Source organism: Spirosoma daeguense (assembly GCF_054776875.1).
This window is the reverse complement of sequence record NZ_BAAHBF010000005.1, coordinates 315,569-333,476: the sequence shown is the minus strand read 5'-3', so window position 1 is coordinate 333,476 and position 17,908 is coordinate 315,569. Positions and strand designations below refer to the sequence as shown.

The following is a 17,908-nucleotide window of genomic DNA, read 5'->3' as shown; positions in this document are numbered from 1 at the left end:
GTTACAGACTACAAAGCTATTAACGGCTGAAGACTATATCAATCGGTAGATGTTGGGGTAGAAAGCGATTTGTCGCCTAAATCTCATTAAATACAATCCTGACACGCAATAGCTTACCCGTAAAAACGCTCATACTTATTTGTCTTATTTTAACTTCTTTTTAATAGCTAACGCAGATGGTGATACGTATAGCCAATTGGGTATCATTTGGATACGTTACCAGACCCATAAACCGATACCGTAACATTATTCAGGAACTACTCAGTAGTGTTTGCTAGAAAAATATCTTAAAAAAATATTTCTTAGTTAGAAAAAATTCTAAAAAATCATAAAAACACAGGTCTATCAATAAGCTATTTGCCTATAAAAACGCATTTATGATAAATCAGGACGCCATTACCATTAATAATTCGCTAATCATCATGGCGGTGGCTCCCCAGACCCGCTGCCCCTGAATTTGATAAAATGGGGCATCGATCAAGGCGCCCCGTACTTCAATCTGCGTGTCGCCAACAATAGTTTCATCGAGAAGAGTGTGTAGATCCACTTCAACAACTGCTTCAACTTCGCGTGGGTCAGGATAAAAATCGGGCCGGTAAGGCAGAACACCTACTACGGGTTGTACGTAGAAATTACTGGGAGGAATAAATAACTCGGTTAGTAAACCAAGCACCTTTACATCGGATACCCGAATGCCAACTTCTTCCTGAGCCTCACGTAGCGCCGTGCGGGTGAGATTTTCGTCGAATCGTTCCATGCGCCCACCCGGAAATGCCATCTGACCAGCATGAACACCATCGTATTGAGGACGTAGTATGAGCGGAAGGTAAACCGAGTGCTGATAGGGATAAAAACAGATTAACACCGCACTTCGACGAGTTCGCTCATTGGGTTTAATTCCCAGCTTATACCGATTAGACGAGGCCATCTTATGATGGGCTCTTTCTCCAGGCAACGGTTTTTGCAGCCGCTGGCGGAGGTCTTCGGTAAAGCTATGAAATGAGGTGTCAATCACAGTTTTCTGTTCAGCCGGTCCGCCGGTGCGTTACGTTTCAGATGCTACGTTATGTCAACCTAAACTAACTACTTATAGAGCTTAACTAATTCTTCGGCGCATCGTTCACCATCCATTGCTGCCGAAACGATACCGCCTGCATAACCCGCTCCTTCGCCACATGGGAACAACCGTCGAACCGTTACGTGCTCGCAGGTGTCGCGATGGCGCGGAATACGTACTGGTGATGATGTACGACTTTCAACGCCAATAATCTGTCCATCATTGCTCAGATACCCATTCATTTTACGGCCAAAATCACGTAATCCCTGACGTAGCGGTTGGGCAATATGGTCAGGTAATACGTCCATCATGTCGACCGATGCCAGACCGGGCTGGTACGATGTTGGCAGTAATTCGTTTGAGATACGCCCATCCACAAAGTCGGCAATACGTTGAGCAGGAGCTGTTTGCGAGTGTTCAACGTGCTGACTGTTTGCTTTTCGACATGCCCAACGTTCGAGGTCCTGTTGCAGAGCAAGTCCGGCCAGCGGCCCCGCATCGGCATAAGGTTCTAAATCAGTATCGGTAATAGCAACAACCAGCCCCGAGTTGGCATATTGCGAGTCACGACGCGACGGCGACATGCCATTAACAACCAGCTCGCCCGGAGCCGTAGCAGCAGGAACAATAAAGCCCCCCGGACACATACAAAACGAAAAAACGCCCCGTTCTACCCCCTTAAATTTTGTTTGGGTGACCAAACTATAGGAAGCTGCGGGTAAATAATCGCCCCGATTGGGTCGATGATATTGAAACTGATCGATCAAAGATTGCTGATGCTCAATACGTACGCCCATCGCAAAGGGTTTGGCTTCGATGTGAACGTTACGTTCGTGCAGCAACTGAAAAATATCGCGGGCCGAATGTCCCGTAGCCAATACTACGCCAACACCTGTCAAGGTATCACCATTGGCAAGCCCAACGCCTTTGATCTCATTGGTATCCAGAATCAGATCGGTTACTTTGGTATCGAACCGAACTTCGCCACCGGCTTTCAGAATGCTGTTACGTAGGTCGGCTACTACGTTGGGAAGTTTGTTGGTGCCAATATGTGGGTGCGCATCAATAAGAATCTGGTCAGTGGCACCGTGTGCAACCAGAATTTCGAGAATGCGCCGTACATCGCCCCGTTTGGTTGAGCGCGTATACAGTTTCCCGTCTGAATATGTACCGGCTCCGCCTTCGCCAAAGCAATAATTCGATTCGGGATTTACTACGTGATCTTTGTTGATGGCCGCCAAATCGCGCCGACGCAAGCGAACATCGCTACCTCGTTCTAAAACAATCGGTTTTATACCTAATTCAACCAATCGAATGGCGGCAAATAAACCGGCTGGTCCTGCGCCCACAACAATTGCCTGAGGGGCTCGGCTTACATCGTTTTCGGGCTTTTGATAACGTATTAGCGGAGGTGGCGTTTCGCCGGCAAATACATCAGTTTCAATCTGAACACGTACTTGTCTGTTACGGGCGTCTATCGATTGGCGACGTTTTCGAACAACAATTTCTTCCGTATCGGGCAGGGAGAGCTTACGTAGTACGTATTCCCGAAAGGCGGAATCGTCGAACGCCTGTTCGGGCGGAAGTGTCAAAGAAAGCTGATGAATCATAAAATAAGGCCGATTTCTATTCGGCAATTAATCGGAACCAAAATAAGCTTACTTGATAACAGCCGAATATTATTTTGGGTTCTCTTTGTCTCTTTTTAGAAAAAAGGCTTACAAATCGATAGATAAGGTAACTTTACCATACTTTTTCATCGATTAAAATTAAAAAGTACAAATTATCGATAGTAACAAGTAAGAAAATCGAAAATGAAACTAAACCTATTGCCCGTTTTACTGGCGTTTAGCCCACTAGCTTTCGGCCAAACAACAAGCCAAACAGCTATGCCCTGGTCGCAACGGATGGCGGCTTCTATTATAGCCAGCAATCCCGATTCGATTTCCTATAAACGTGATGGACGACAAGTGACAGCCCGTTGGGATTATGAAACAGGGGTTTTGCTGGAAGGTATCAAACAAGTGTGGTATCGTACGGCTGATAATACTTATTTCAATTACATTCAGAAAAATATGGATCAGTACGTACAGCCAGATGGAGACATTCGTACGTATCGGTTGGCCGATTATAATCTGGATTTTATTACGTCGGGTCGCTCGTTGTTGCTGCTTTATCAGCAAAGCTTGCCCGGCAAAGAAAAGTACCGGAAAGCTGTTGATTTGCTACGTAAGCAACTGACCGAGCAGCCTCGCACAAAGGAAGGTGGTTTCTGGCATAAAAAGCGGTATCCATATCAGATGTGGCTCGATGGGCTTTACATGGCTGAGCCGTTCTTCACCGAATACACGAAAGTCTTTGGCGATGCCAAACAATACGATGAGGTTATTAATGAGTTTGTATGGATGGAAAAACATGCCCGTGATCCTAAAACAGGGCTGATTTACCACGGTTGGGACGAAAGCCGGGAGCAGAAATGGGCCAATCCGAAAACCGGTAATTCGCCCAATTTCTGGAGTCGGGCAATGGGATGGTATGCGATGGCGTTGGTCGATGTGTTGGACATTATGCCCGAAAATCAGCCACGCCGTGCCGAATTGTTAGCTATTCTGAATCGACTGGCACCGGCCCTTGTAAAATATCAAGACCCAAAATCGGGCTGCTGGTATCAGATTACGGATCGGATAGGCGACAAAGGTAACTATCTGGAAGCATCAGGGTCGGCCATGTTTGTGTATGCGTTGGCGAAAGGTGTGCGATTGGGTTATCTGCCTGCGTCGATGCTGACCAATGCTCGCAAAGGTTATGAGGGAATGCTGAAAAATTTCATAACTACCGATGCAAAAGGGATGATTCACCTGGAGAAAACCGTTCTTGTAGGTGGCTTAGGCGGAACTCCGTATCGGGATGGTAGTTACGAATATTATCTGAGTGAACCCCTTCGTCAGGACGATTTGAAAGGAGTAGGGCCGTTTATTATGGCCAGCGTTGAAATGGAAATGGCAGACGAAGGCAGTGTAGGTAAAGGAAAAACGGTTGCTGTTGATAACTACTTCAACCACGAATCCCGGAAAGATTACACAGGTAAACCCGAACCATTCCATTACACCTGGGACGACCGCCAGCATTCGGGTTTCTTTTGGTGGGGCAACATTTTTAAGCAACAGGGAGCTAAACTAACTACTATACCGGGTGCTCCAACGTCGGCTTCATTAAAAGGTACTGACGTGTATGTTATCGTTGATCCTGATACGCCGAAAGAGACACCTTCACCAAACTACGTTAGTGAAAAGGATATTGATGCCATTGCTAATTGGGTGCAGGCTGGTGGTACGTTGGTGCTTATGGCAAACGATACGTCGAATTGTGAACATAAGCAGTTCAACAAACTGGCAGCTCGTTTTGGTATGCAATTTTTGCCTAAGAACCGGAATATGGTTCAGGGAAATCAGTATGAGCAAGGGAAAATCAGTATTCCTGCTGGAAACGAGATTTTCACAACTACGAGAACAGTATATATTAAAGAATTGGCTCCGATAGGTATAAAAGCACCCGCGAAAGCGGCTGTGACCGATGATGGGGATGTGATTATGGGCGTAGCCAAGGTGGGTAAGGGAACTGTGTTTACTGTAGGTGACCCTTGGTTATACAATGAATACGTTGACGGACGTAAAATTCCGGCTCAGTTCGAGAATTATAAAGCTGCTAAAGAATTGGCTAACTGGTTGTTACGTCAGGGCGGAGTTTCTGCGCCTAAATCGGCAACTAGCAAGCGATAGGCTAATTGTTACGTAAAGAAAAATGCCTCCTGAAAATTCAGCATTTTCAGGAGGCATTTTTCTTTAGCGTTTGCTACGTATGGATGTTAGTTTCGGTCAATTAAATCCCACAAGTTACCGTATAAATCTTCGAAAACAGCTACGGTGCCGTAGGCTTCTTCAGCTGGTTCTCGGACAAACCGGATACCATTAGCTACGAAGTTGTTGTAATCGCGCCAGAAGTCGTCGGTGTGTAGAAATAAAAAAACTCGTCCACCTGTTTGATTGCCTACACGGCTTTCCTGTTCATTCGTAGTGGCTTTAGCTAATAATAAACAACACTCTCCTGAGCCGTTTGGCTTCACCAGTACCCAGCGTTTTGTGTCGCTCAGGGGCGTATCTTCAATAAGTGTGAAACCTAATTTCTGGGTGTAAAACGTTATGGCTTCATCGTAGTCATTGACTACCAGCGCAACATGAGCCAGTCGTTGATTCATAATGTAGGAATAAAAAAAGTGAGGCCGGAAGATGTAAAAGCTATCGACCCGGCTCGCGTAAGTATCGTTCGAGACGGCCTTCCAGTTCGTGCAGACTCAGATTGGTGAACAACTCTCCGTTAATTGCAAGGGATAAACGGCCACTTTCCTCCGAAACGGCGATAACGGCAGCGTCAGTTGCTTCGCTCATACCGAGCGCGGCCCGGTGACGGAAACCAAGAGAAGGTGGTAATTCATCATCTTCAGAAACGGGCAAAATACAACGAGCGGCTTTGATTCGCCCATCGCCAATAATAACTGCACCATCGTGAAGTGGACTATATTGGCTGAAAATGGCTAGTAACAGTGATTTTGTTACCTCGGCATCGATTGGCTCACCCGATTGCGTGAACTTCTCAAGATCGTCGTTTTTCTGAAGAACCAGCAATCCCCCCGAAAACTCGGCACTGAGTGCTTTACAAGTATCCAGAATAGGTTTTAACGGAGTTTGAGTTTCTGCACGCTCTGTTGTATTACGTAGCAGCCAGCGTCGAAAAAACCGATTGTTAGTCAGATTAGTCGACTTACCGATGAGGAGTAAAAAACGTCTGATTTCATGCTGGAAAATAATAATCAGCGCCAGGGCACCCACACTGATGAAGTATTCCAAAATGGTCGTCATCAGGTTCAGACCCAGCGCTTTGACGAGTAGATAAGCCAGATAAACCAGTAAATAACCAACAAAAACCCGACTGGCTACACTTCCACGAACGAGGTTATAAATCTGATAAATGAGCAAAGCCACCAAGCCGATGTCGAGCAAATCGAGCCAACCGATGTCTAAAAATCCCAGGCGAAAAGCCAGCATTATACGTAACGAGTCAGGTTTAAAGGGGTTAAAGATAAAAAGAACTCAATTGGGTTAGCTGACATTCGCCGGTTTCTTTGCCCATAGTTTAGCATACGGGCTCAAAACCGTTGTACTACAGGCTAATTGTTTCACCTTCGATGGCTAGATACGTTTCTGGAAAAACAGCTCTGGCTTCATGTAAAAACAGATTGTAGTCTTTGTAGCGCGACGAAAAATGACCAATAAGTAAACGGCCAGCGCTGGCTTTGGCGGCAATAGTGGCTGCCTGCTGAGCTGTAGAATGAAACACTTCAGCAGCACGCTGCGCATTATCTTCCAGAAAAGTGGCTTCGTGATACAGTAAATCGACGCCCTGCAACTGCGGAACCAGCGCTTCTACGTAGCGTGTATCGGAGCAAAACGCATAAGAGCGGGGAGGAAGACCCGGTTCTGTGTAATCAGTAGCTGCATACAATAGCTGCCCGTTTGCATCCAGAATATCCTGTCCTTCTTTGAGTTGCTTTAAATAATCAATAGGCGTATCTGACGGTAGTTTATCGCGTAACAGCTTGGCTTTGTGCGGTTTTTCCCGGAAAAGATAGCCACTGCAATCGATTCGATGCTCCAGCGGAATCGACTCCACCGCCATAAATGAATTATCAACGAGCTTAATAGGCTGAGACGGATCAACAGCCTGAAAATGCAGGTTATAGCCTAGCCTTGAATCGGAAATGCGGAAAATCGTAGTCAGTATCTCATCTAATCCACGCGGGCCAAACAGATACAAATCTTCGGTACGTCCGGCCAGATTAAATGTTGATAGGAGCGGAGCCAGCCCGAAATAATGGTCGCCATGAAGATGGCTGATAAAAATGTACCGCAGCCGCCCGGCCCGAATACGTTGCTCCATCAGCCGAAACTGAGTGCCTTCGCCACAATCGATAAGAATATGCTCATTACCGATGGTTAGTAGCTGAGCCGTCTGGTGAAGGTGTAACGTGGGCGTAGCTGAACCGGCGCCCAGGATGGTGAGCGCAAACGGTTGATGAGCCGGACGGTGCGGATGAAAATCGTGTTCAGTATCGGTCATTACGTTAAACATCGGCCCGACCAACGCTACCTTCTGCGTCGTATTCGTCGTCCTCTTCACTCCGGAAGTCGTTTTCTAATTCATTCATGAACACAGCATCGATTGCTTCCTCCACAGTTGGGAGAATCGTTAAGTCGCTGATGTTGGCCCGATCCAGAAAATCGATCAGGCTATCGTTTTTCGTAACCAGCACAAGCAGGCCAAGTTCATTGCTACATTGACGACTAATTTTTCGAAGGCTCATCACCCCAGCCTGATCCACGGTTTGTACAGGAGCGAAATCAACAATAATGTTGCTGTAGCCTTCCCGGAACAAGTTCCGGCTCAGTGTTTCGAAATCGGTATTTACGATTTCGTCGAGCTGACTTTCTGCCAGTCGAATCAGCGCGTACCGTTCGTTTTTTTCAATAGTATAGTTCATATTAGATTGTATATGGAGGGAATGGGAAATATCTGGATTGGTTCACAAGCTATGTGAAAGCGTTTTCGATTCCCGAACGTATTATGAATGTAATGCCTGTAAAATATTGGTTTCAAGTCGTTCGAGTGGATTGGTTGAATCGGCAGGCTGAAACTGCTGTCCCGTAACGGTTTCGAACAGTTCAACGTAGCGTTTACTGATCTGATTCACCCATTCGTCCGACATTGTCGGTACAACTTGCCCCGTTTTTCCCTGAAAGTTATTCGCAATAAGCCATTCTCTAACGAATTCTTTCGACAATTGTTTTTGTGGAAGCCCTGCTTTCTGGTTTTCGTTGTAGGTATCGGCATAGAAATAGCGAGACGAATCGGGTGTATGGACTTCGTCTATCAAATATACCTTTCCGTTCAGATTACCGAACTCATATTTCGTATCCACCAGAATTAAGCCTTGCTCAGCAGCCATTGCTGTACCACGGTCAAACAAAGCCAATGCATATTCTTCCAGTTGTATGTATTCGCTTTCGGGAACGATGCCCCGGCTTAGAATTTCTGCCCGGCTAATGTCTTCATCGTGTCCTTCATGTGCTTTGGTCGATGGCGTAATAATTGGTGTAGGGAGCCGGTCGTTTTCATGTAGACCATCTGGTAACGTAACGCCACAAAGTGTTCGAATGCCATCGCGATACGTCCGCCAGGCGTGGCCCGCCAGATAACCACGTACCACCATTTCAACCGCATAAGGTTCGCACCGAAGGCCAATACTTACATTAGGATCTGGTACGTTGAGAAGCCAGTTCGGAACAATATCGGCTGTTGCTTGTAAAAAGTGAGCTGCTGTTTGGTTGAGTACCTGCCCTTTGTATGGAATAGGGCGGGGCAGCACTACGTCAAAAGCTGAAATTCTGTCGGAGGCAATCATAACCAGTTTTTCTCCATCGCCCTGATTGGCAAAGGAATAGACATCCCGTACTTTACCGCGATAAAAACTCGTTTGACCGGGGAATTGAAAATTAGTTTCCTGAATGGCGTTCATTTAATCGAAATAAAAAGTGTTCTTGGTTTCAACTGCTACGTTTCGGATGCGATACTTTTTGTTTAAAATCAGATTTGAAACGATGCGTATATGTTAAAGTTTTTCAATGACGATAGCGGATGCTCCGCCACCTCCATTACAGATGCCAACAGCTCCATAACGTGCGTTATTTTGCTGTAATACGTTGGCAAGTGTAGTAACGATACGTGCTCCAGATGCGCCAAGCGGATGGCCAATGGAAACAGCTCCACCAAAAGCGTTCAGCTTTTCCTGTGGAATATTCAGTACTTTACTAAAGGCCAACGGAACAACCGCAAACGCTTCATTTATCTCAAAAAAATCGATGTCTTCGGCTTTCAGGCCCGCTCGCTCCAGTGCCAGCGGAACAGCTTTTGTAGGAGCGGTGGTAAACCATTGTGGTTCCTGTTCTGCATCAGCATAAGCGAGGATATGGGCCAGCGGCTTTACGCCCAATTCATCTGCTTTCTGACGACTCATCAAGAGCAGGGCCGAAGCACCATCGCTTATGGGCGATGAACTGGCGGCTGTTACGCTTCCGTCGGGAGTAAAGGCTGCCCGCAACGACGGAATTTTGTCGTAAATTACATTCTTATACTCTTCGTCTTCGCTTACGGTCACGCTTCCTTTACGTCCCGGTACCTCAACTGGTACGATTTCGGCACCAAATCGACCATTTTGCGTACTGGCTTCCGCCCGGCGATATGATTGAATGGCGTAAGCATCCTGTTCTTCGCGGCTAATAGCGTACTGTTTCGCTGTCTGATCGGCAAAAACACCCATCGCACATTGATCATAAACATCGACCAGTCCATCGCGTGCGAGACCATCAACCAGTTCAGCGTTACCGTATCTATAGCCAAATCGTGCTTTGGGTACGTAGTAAGGCACATTTGACATGCTCTCCATACCACCTGCTAGTACTACGTCGGCTTGGCCAAGTTGAATCGCCTGAGCCGCAAGCATAATCGCTTTGGTACCCGACGCACAGACTTTATTGATTGTTGTACAGGGAATATTTGGGGGCAAGCCAGCCTTAAGAGCCGCCTGTTTAGCAGGAGCCTGACCAAGATTGGCCGACACTACGTTGCCCATGTAAACTTCCTGAATAAGTTCTGAAGAAATTCCGCTACGGCTAATCGCTCCACGTATGGCGGCAGCGCCCAAATCAATAGCCGATAGACTAGAGAAAGCTCCCCCGAAACTTCCGATAGGGGTGCGTACTGCCGAAATGATAACAACATCGTTCATAATACGTAGTCTAGTAATAATCTACTACCACCGATTTTCTCCAGCCGATGGTTTGCTTCTCGAGCGCCTGGCCGATCTGGTTAAGGCATACGGTAAATCATCGGACTGCATTGCTTCGAGCAATTGAAGGGCCTGCGCTTCATTCAGATTCAACCGCTGGAAACGACGTAACAGTTCGTCCTGTCGCTCTGAACGTTCAACCTGCTGACCTCCTGTAGGAACGGGCTTGTTAACCGGTGGAGGCTGTGATGGATTTTTTTGATTAGGATTAGACTTCGGTTTTTTGCCCGAATAATATTTTTTGACTAGCTCAAAATTATATCGAGCGGGTTCGTTTTCCGGATTTTCGAGCAGAGATTCCTGAAACAAAGCAAGTGCTGTTGCACTATCGCCAGACAGGCAGGCCAATACGCCTAACTGATGAGCTGCCGCTGTTCGTAATTCGGGGCTACCCGAATAAAGCAACGACTCATATTGGGGCTTCGCTTTCTGGTATTGTTTTAATTGAAAGTAAGTATGCCCTAGGTTCAATTGAACCGAAGGTTCAGGCGTTTTAGCAACCTGACTGAGATAGGTATATAACCGGAGAGCTTGCTTAAAATCGCCTGCCTGATATGCCTTTTGAGCTTGCTGACGCGCCTGATTATTCTGTGAAATCTGGTTCACAGGAAGCTTCTCAGACCATAACAACCAAGCAGCAACAAGGAAGTAAAACATAAATAATAGCTTCGTTCAAATTTAACTATCTCCTGGTTTTGGATAGGTAAGAAAGGCAAAGGTATTACGAATAAAAGCCAAAAATAAGACGAAACCTTGAGATAGGTTTCATAAACGGAAGGTACGTATGGTCACAATTAGATCGAGAGCCAGTAAACCTAGGGCCGCCAGAAGGAAATAATAATATTTATTAGTGGATACAGCTATCCGGCGTTGATCGATTGAACGCCCTTTTAAGGTGCGGATAATATTTACTAACTCATTCACATACTGACCATTAGCGTCGGCTTCCAAATAGTATCCCCGGCCATCGCGAGCCAGTTCTTGTAGAAAAGATCTATTCAGACGTGTAAGAACAATTTGTCGATCAGCATCTCGTACAAAATCTCGCCCATCGCGAATAGATGCACCGCCGTCTGTACCTATACCTACTGTTATTACTGATACTCCCTGCGTCCTTAACTGATTCATTAATGTGCGTTCGCAGGCTCCGAAATTTTCTCCATCACTAAATACGATAATTGATTTTATGCTTGTTTGTGCAGCCGGCTCGGCAAGCAGCTTTTGGCGAGCGAGGTCAAGTGAACTGCATAAATCGGCTCCTCCTGTTGGGGAGGCATTGGTATGTATTTCCCGACTAAACTGTTTCAATGCATTGTGATCGGCTGTAAGTGGCGATAAAACAAAAGGATCGTCTGTTGCCAGAATAAGGCCAAAGCGGTTGGTTGGTAACGTATCACAGAGTTGTTGAATATCATACTTAATACGTTCTAAACGAGTAGGTACTACATCGCCAGCATCCATTGATCTGGATACGTCAACGATTAGATACGTATCGCGATCAGTAGTAACAAAATCTCCTTCGGCCTCTCCAAAGGAAGGTCCAAGCAGAGCTATAATTAATAAGGTTAGATAACTTCCTCTTAAAAATAGTTTAGGAACTACACCCCAAGCTGTTGTATTAAGCTGTTTAGCCAGCCGGAACGTGCGCCAGATATAAAGTGTATACAGACCAATAAATAAGGCAATGAAAATAAATTCTGTACGAGTGAAAAAAAATAGCCAATTCATGCTGAGTAGGTATCAGCCTGATGCTGAGCCAAAAAGATAAAATGTAAAGCGCATCAGGAAGGCGAAATTAACAATTCTGAAAATATTTTCTGGATTACCCCTTGCTGAAAACGAATAATACCTCTATCTTTGTGTCCCAATCATTCAGGAACGGATGATATGGGCTTCGGAGAGATGCCTGAGAGGCCGAAAGGAACAGTTTGCTAAACTGTCGTACTGGTAACGGTACCGAGGGTTCGAATCCCTCTCTCTCCGCAGGAGTACACAAATTTCGGGGTGTAGCGTAGCCCGGTATCGCGCCTGCTTTGGGAGCAGGAGGTCGTAGGTTCGAATCCTGCCACCCCGACACTGAAAATCAAGCACTTAGCAGAAATGTTAAGTGCTTTTTTCATTTTGGTTTGCATAGCGGTTTGCGTTTTTGAGGAGTGGATTCGTCAGTATTCACTAGTGTATTATAAAAAATACTTTGTTATTGATTACAGATAAATGGCATTTACCATATAGTAGTTAATGATAATCATATAGTAGTTAATGATAATCATATAGTAGTTAATGATAATCATATAGTTCTATGTAACATCTAGGACTTCATAAAAAATCTATTTATCTAAAAAATAAGATTAAAAATTACAGTTTAATACTCCAGCTTACGAGATAGTTAAATCCTAGACCCAAATGTAAATTTGATAGCATTTTAATACCACTATATCTCTTATACTTCTCTTGCAGACATGTAGCATATTTAATAAATACGTTACATGTCTGCAAGGTGTTAAAAAGTCAAAATTCACTCATGAAGTACAGAAAATTTGACTAATATACACATATGCTTATATGAATAGCGTATAAACAAAATTAAGAATACAAAAAGTATCTATTATTCCTAAAGCTTTTCAATCAAGTTCAAAGCTTAAATTTCTAATGCGCTCATTGCCGTATTTACGGACATTACCCTCAATATAATCCCTAATAGCGTTATCCGCTACTTTTTTTGCGTCATCCACTGTCATGATAGATATTTCGGAATCCTTGCTTAATCCTACACTATTATAAGATGTGCCAAATCTTAAGCCAGTTTGAGCATTATCAGGTATCCACCATCTATCGTGAAATGGAGATTTAAAATTGTTTTCTCGTCCAGTGTTTTGCTCACTTTCCCTCCAAATAATTTTTACAGTGGTAGGCGGAGGTGAATCAAATGATAATTCTTGCCATTTATTCTTATATACCTCTTCATTATTTTCATAACGATTGTTATTTCCTTCTTTACTTGTTAATATAAATACTTCACATTCTGGAACTACAGACTTTATCAATAATAAAGCTGGAAGATCATCTTCGGTAAAATATGGGTCTAAAATATTTAATGAATTAACAACGTTTTTTTCAACCCAATCTCTTAAGAAAGAATCAAATTTTTCTCGCTCGCCAATCTTAAAATATAAATCAGAATTTGCCACTGATGTATTAATCGCCCTCAGCCTATTTTTTATTTTAATTGGACTATTCTGAGATAAGATGTCTATTAGGCTTGAATTGAAAATAGTTGCATCAAAAATAGTTTGTAAAAAATCAACATTCTTTTGTGATGTACTTTTTTCATATTTTTTTAGAAGACTTTCTATGTATAGCGAATACAAAAGATATGAATCGGATAAAGTGTAATTCAAAGCTTGTTTAACTATATAGTATAAATCATTAGAATTCTTTGGAACTGTCCGACCGGAATTTAGCTGTTTTAGCGCATTTTCAGAAAATGTAAGTAAATCGCGTTTTTTTACTATATCATGTAAGTTTTTATAATTTGATGAAACCTCTTTACGCTTTTTTAAGGAGTCAATTTGCTGGCTAACTACTTTTTTTATTTTATTTTTTTTAACAATATCACTATCAATCAGATTTAAATAATTATCTATATTATCAGGATCATGCTGAAACATTAAATCGATCAAGTCATTATGCTTTTCACTCATATCTTCATCTTGAATATTATTAATACTTCCAATAACTTCACTTGTTACTTTTGTGAAATCACTCTTACTTACTTGTGAAAAGTTTTCTAATATGTCATCTAATCTCTCAAATCTATCATAATTTGAAGGTATATTATTTGACTCAGTATATGCTAAATTTAGCATTTCTAATTGAAATTTTTTATTTTTTTGATCTACTGATTGTGCGATCTTAGTAAGAACAAATACAGAGTCTGACTTATTCGGAATATCAATTGCTTGACTTTTTAATGCATTCCACTTTTTCTCATTAAACTGATCTAAACTTGCTAGTAAAACTTGAGAAGCAATTTTATATCCATCATGTGATATTCCATGCGCTTTCTTAGGAAAGCAATTGTCGACAATTGTTGACAAATCCTTTTTTATAATATTAATTTGGCTTGAGACTAACTTATAATTTTTTAAGCACTTTATTAGTAGTGAAATTATAATGAAAGCTTTTTCATCACTATTAACTTTTTCGACTAATAAGCAAATATCTTTAGCCTCTTCATATTGTAACTCATAACCCTTATCATTAAAATCAAGAGGTTCATCTAATAATGATTTTGTCATGATGAAATAACAAACATTATATATAGATTCATCGCTATCAATGTCAGACATTTCAGCAATTAATTCAAAAAATGTCTGAGGATGATATAAATATAAAGTAGGAGAAATATTCTTTATAATGAAACTTTTATAACCTTTATCTTTGTCATTTAAACTGTACAAATTTGGCTTAACGTGCTCTTTAGTGACTTTTCTAAATAAATCAAATTTTTCTCTTTTATAAAAGTTTAATGATACGTCACTCCACAATCTAGCCTGTTCACCAAAAGAAGGTAGTACATTAATAAGGTTTTCAATTTTTATTAGACTACTGTCAATATCTTTTAAATTCTTTATTAATGCGCTAAAAGCTCTTATTGCAAGTTTTATACTTAGAATATATGTATTTGGTATTGATGTAGAGTCAAGTAAGCTTGCACTTTCTCTCTCTGATATTGAATTTAATAAATACTCTGTGGCAATATCATTCAATTTTACTTTCGCAAACATACTTGATATTTCGAATCCAAGATCTACTTTATACCAAGATAAATCAATTGAACTCCAAGATGATTTTAATAGATCATATAGTGAATCTGTAAAGGATTTTTTAGTGCCATCATTTTCTAATATCACAATACTGTACACTAGTGCCTTGCACTTTAGCCATAAATGATCTAATTCAGTTCCTTTATTTATATAAAACATCAATTCATCTATAACAAGAATTTTAAAATTTTCCCTTACAGAGAGAAAGTTTAATATTCTTACAACAACCCTTTCTTTAGTATCTTTGTCATAAATTAGATTATATGATTGTTTTATGTATTCAAAATTGATATTCTTAATTTTATTTTGCTCTATATAATGAGTAATTATATTATATAAGCCCTTGTCTCGTCTATATTGAGTATTTATTTTTTGTAAATATTTTAAAGAGAGATTGTAATCAATATTTGCAATGTTTTTTATAGATGTAAATACCAAACTCTCATGAAAAGCTGTATCATTTAAAAGTTTTTCTATACTTGAATCCAAGTCATTAAAAACTAAACTTACTAAATTTTCCTCTAATTCAATAGTATCTTTATAGATAGACTTTGATAATACAAACCAGAGATATGATAAGCAATTTGACTTTATACATAAATCTTTGATTTCATCTAGCTGAAAGAAAATCTCAACAAATCTATCTTTAGCTAATGAGTAGTTATAAGTTGCAACAGTCTCTGCTAATAATATTTGAAGCTTGATATAATCTTCGCGTGGATTAACAATACTGTTTCTTTGGCTATCAAATATTTTTAATAAATTAACTTTTTGTTGTACATCTTGGATTTCTGGTAAGGGCCGAGCAATATTATATAATAGTGTTGAAGAGGGCAATTCATCTGATGAATTGCTGATTATTATATTTAACGTCTTTGCTATTACTTCATGGACTTCTATAGAGTTTTTATTGATTTCTATCCAATTTTCTAAAAAAAACAATTTTCTAGAGACGTCTCCTATATCATCGACACGTCTTATAATTTGCTTTGAATTGTAATCTCCTAAAATACCTGCTAGAGCATTTATATCATTTCTATTATCTTGATTTTGAATTTTTGAAGTAATAGATTCAATATTATTTGATAAGTCATTTGTATCAATATTAGCTCTAAGGGCATCTATAGATAAATGTGTATATGCAATATCTCTAAAACTAGTTCTCGGGTTATTTTTACTTATGCTTTCAATAATATCTATAGATAGATCAGGACAACTATATAGAAGATTAGAAGCAATAGATAAGGATTTTTCTCCTAAATCAATAATATTAATTTGTTGGTAGAGTTCTTTTATTTGATCAATAAGTTCAGGCTCTACTATTAATTGATTTATTTTTTTCTGTTTCGCTAATTCAGAAAGCAAAATGAATCTATCTTCTTTTAGATATGCATTTGTTGCTATATTATATGCTTCGGTCGACTGATTTAAAGAAATTCTTGCATCGACTTCACTTTCAAAAGCTTCGTATCTTTCAATATCTTTAAACGAAGATTTTAGTAATGCAAATTGTAAGAAATATGCTGAATATTTATCAAATTCAAATGAAGCATTAATGCCGGATTCAAATTGTTGATTAATAGAAGAGAAAGATTGATGACTCTGTAATAGTATAGCAAAATTTTCTATTGATAATAGTTTTATTAAATCTTTATGTTTTTTAGCTTTTTGATAAAGATCAGATAAATTATTGATGGATTCATCTGAGTTTGGATTTTCAATATAGTAATCAATCGCTAAGTTAATTGCCTCTTGCTTATATTTTGAAAGTTTTTTTGATGCAAAAGATCTAAAATATTCAGATATATATGTGATTATTTCGTCATTTTTTGATAGAAAATTGTAATTAGTGATTATTTTTTCTACTTCGTCTGTACTTAACTTTAATCTTTTTGATAGCCCAGAAACGGTATATTTATAATCGTCAAATGCTAATAGTGATAATAATAATTGATGGTTTTTAGCATTTTTTACATTCTTCCACTCTATTTCTAATAAATCTGTCTTTTCAGTTATATCCTCTGAGAGAAACTTTGATACACTATACTGATTACATAACCTTTTAACTTGAACTAGTTTTTCTGGAAAACCCTTTTGTGCAATTTTATAGAGCTCATTAATTTCAGTTTCATCTGTTGTTAAATCTTTTAGAAAATCTTTTGTTTCCGTGTAGCTAAAAAACGATAATGGATAGCTTCTACTTTTTATACTTGAATACGGAATAATATTTTGAAGAGTATCAGAGTCGCCACTTATTAAAAATCTAACTTTTCCCCATGGCAAATCAGCGATTGTGTTAAATAATACTTCCCTCTTCTCTGGATTTATTTCATTTAGACCATCAAAGACAAAATAAAGAGGTTTTTTGACTTTTTTTATAAACTTGTCTAATTGAGGCCGTATTTCAAAAAGTGTAATGTCAGATTGAATTTCTGGATTAATTTTATTGTTAATGCAAAAATAAATTTGATTATAAAGACTAGCTCGAAAAAAATTAATATCGTAAGTAAATCTATCTGCTGGATTTACAAAATGAGTGATTGAGTTTATAGGGTTTTTTTTTGCAAATTGAGTTAATAAGGTGGTTTTACCAATACCAGTATTTCCTTCAATAAACACAATATCAATACCATTATCAAATGTTCTTTCAATAGTGTCAATCACCGTGGCTCTACTCACTTCTATTTCCAGTGACTCTGGAATTGTATTACTTATATCAAGCAGAGTGTTGCTTTTAACTTCTATTGTTTCCATAATTTAGGAGTGGCTTTTGTTTTTTAACTCACTTATTTATCGTTTTTGCCTATAATGTATATTTACATTATGTTCATATACGCATAGTTAGTACATTTAGACTACTATTTTAAAGGTTATATACTATTTGAAGAAAATTTTATAATTTTTCTATCGTAAATAGTATATTTAGTATTGTTAAGTCGCTGGATATGAATAGGTTAAAGTTTTTTTAGAATTTAAGGTATAAAATTTGTTATAATTATCTTTTATATTTTTTGAAAAATTATGGATTTTATACATGTAAATGGCTACATAAAACTGATTGATTTA

The 17,908-nt window shown here is 40.0% G+C and carries 12 protein-coding genes and 2 tRNA genes; 3 read left to right on the top strand and 11 right to left on the bottom strand.

Annotated elements, in window-relative coordinates; all coding sequences use genetic code 11:
* Positions 1-385: 385 nt before the first annotated feature.
* Together ACYVD4_RS17700 and ACYVD4_RS17695 are read right to left on the bottom strand one after the other, a co-directional pair.
* Entirely contained in the window at positions 386-1,015 is a 630-nt protein-coding gene (locus ACYVD4_RS17700; protein ID WP_460948073.1) for an NUDIX hydrolase, read from the bottom strand.
* A gap of 68 nt (positions 1,016-1,083) precedes the next feature.
* Complete coding sequence (locus ACYVD4_RS17695; RefSeq protein WP_460948071.1) at positions 1,084-2,667, bottom strand: NAD(P)/FAD-dependent oxidoreductase; 1,584 nt, start codon at positions 2,665-2,667, stop codon at positions 1,084-1,086.
* 204 nt (positions 2,668-2,871) lie between these two features.
* On the opposite strand from ACYVD4_RS17695, the gene ACYVD4_RS17690 reads away from it, so the two are divergent.
* Positions 2,872-4,836: a DUF4350 domain-containing protein gene (locus ACYVD4_RS17690; protein ID WP_460948069.1), complete on the top strand. Its 1,965-nt coding sequence runs from the start codon at positions 2,872-2,874 to the stop codon at positions 4,834-4,836.
* Positions 4,837-4,922: 86 nt separating this feature from the next.
* Here ACYVD4_RS17690 and ACYVD4_RS17685 read toward each other — a convergent pair whose 3' ends face one another.
* The 8 genes from ACYVD4_RS17685 to ACYVD4_RS17650 all read right to left on the bottom strand — a co-directional run bounded on the left by ACYVD4_RS17685 (position 4,923) and on the right by ACYVD4_RS17650 (position 11,744).
* The gene (locus ACYVD4_RS17685; RefSeq protein WP_460948067.1) at positions 4,923-5,312 is read right to left on the bottom strand and encodes a VOC family protein; all 390 of its coding nucleotides are present in this window, start codon (positions 5,310-5,312) and stop codon (positions 4,923-4,925) included.
* Positions 5,313-5,352: 40 nt separating this feature from the next.
* Positions 5,353-6,159, bottom strand: coding sequence for a diadenylate cyclase CdaA (cdaA, locus tag ACYVD4_RS17680; protein ID WP_460948065.1), 807 nt, complete (start codon positions 6,157-6,159; stop codon positions 5,353-5,355).
* A 115-nt stretch (positions 6,160-6,274) separates the two neighbouring features.
* Positions 6,275-7,231, bottom strand: coding sequence for a ribonuclease Z (locus ACYVD4_RS17675; RefSeq protein WP_460948612.1), 957 nt, complete (start codon positions 7,229-7,231; stop codon positions 6,275-6,277).
* 4 nt (positions 7,232-7,235) lie between these two features.
* A complete protein-coding gene (locus ACYVD4_RS17670) occupies positions 7,236-7,652 on the bottom strand; it encodes an STAS domain-containing protein (protein WP_460948063.1) in 417 nt (138 codons plus the stop codon).
* A gap of 81 nt (positions 7,653-7,733) precedes the next feature.
* Positions 7,734-8,687 carry a phosphoribosylaminoimidazolesuccinocarboxamide synthase gene (locus ACYVD4_RS17665; RefSeq protein ID WP_460948061.1) on the bottom strand — a complete coding sequence of 318 codons (954 nt, stop codon included), beginning with the start codon at positions 8,685-8,687 and terminating at the stop codon, positions 7,734-7,736.
* Between the two features lie 93 nt (positions 8,688-8,780).
* Positions 8,781-9,956, bottom strand: a complete 1,176-nt coding sequence (locus ACYVD4_RS17660; RefSeq protein ID WP_460948059.1) for an acetyl-CoA C-acyltransferase — start codon at positions 9,954-9,956, stop codon at positions 8,781-8,783.
* A 24-nt stretch (positions 9,957-9,980) separates the two neighbouring features.
* A complete protein-coding gene (locus ACYVD4_RS17655) occupies positions 9,981-10,673 on the bottom strand; it encodes a tetratricopeptide repeat protein (RefSeq protein ID WP_460948057.1) in 693 nt (230 codons plus the stop codon).
* Between the two features lie 108 nt (positions 10,674-10,781).
* Entirely contained in the window at positions 10,782-11,744 is a 963-nt protein-coding gene (locus ACYVD4_RS17650; RefSeq protein WP_460948055.1) for a vWA domain-containing protein, read from the bottom strand.
* Positions 11,745-11,912: 168 nt separating this feature from the next.
* Here ACYVD4_RS17650 and ACYVD4_RS17645 point away from each other — a divergent pair.
* Both ACYVD4_RS17645 and ACYVD4_RS17640 read left to right on the top strand, forming a co-directional pair.
* Positions 11,913-11,999, top strand: a tRNA-Ser gene (locus tag ACYVD4_RS17645).
* A 17-nt stretch (positions 12,000-12,016) separates the two neighbouring features.
* Positions 12,017-12,090 (top strand) — tRNA-Pro (locus tag ACYVD4_RS17640).
* A 547-nt stretch (positions 12,091-12,637) separates the two neighbouring features.
* On the opposite strand, the gene ACYVD4_RS17635 is transcribed toward ACYVD4_RS17640, so the two are convergent.
* Positions 12,638-17,596: an ATP-binding protein gene (locus ACYVD4_RS17635; protein ID WP_460948053.1), complete on the bottom strand. Its 4,959-nt coding sequence runs from the start codon at positions 17,594-17,596 to the stop codon at positions 12,638-12,640.
* Between the last annotated feature and the right edge of the window lie 312 nt (positions 17,597-17,908).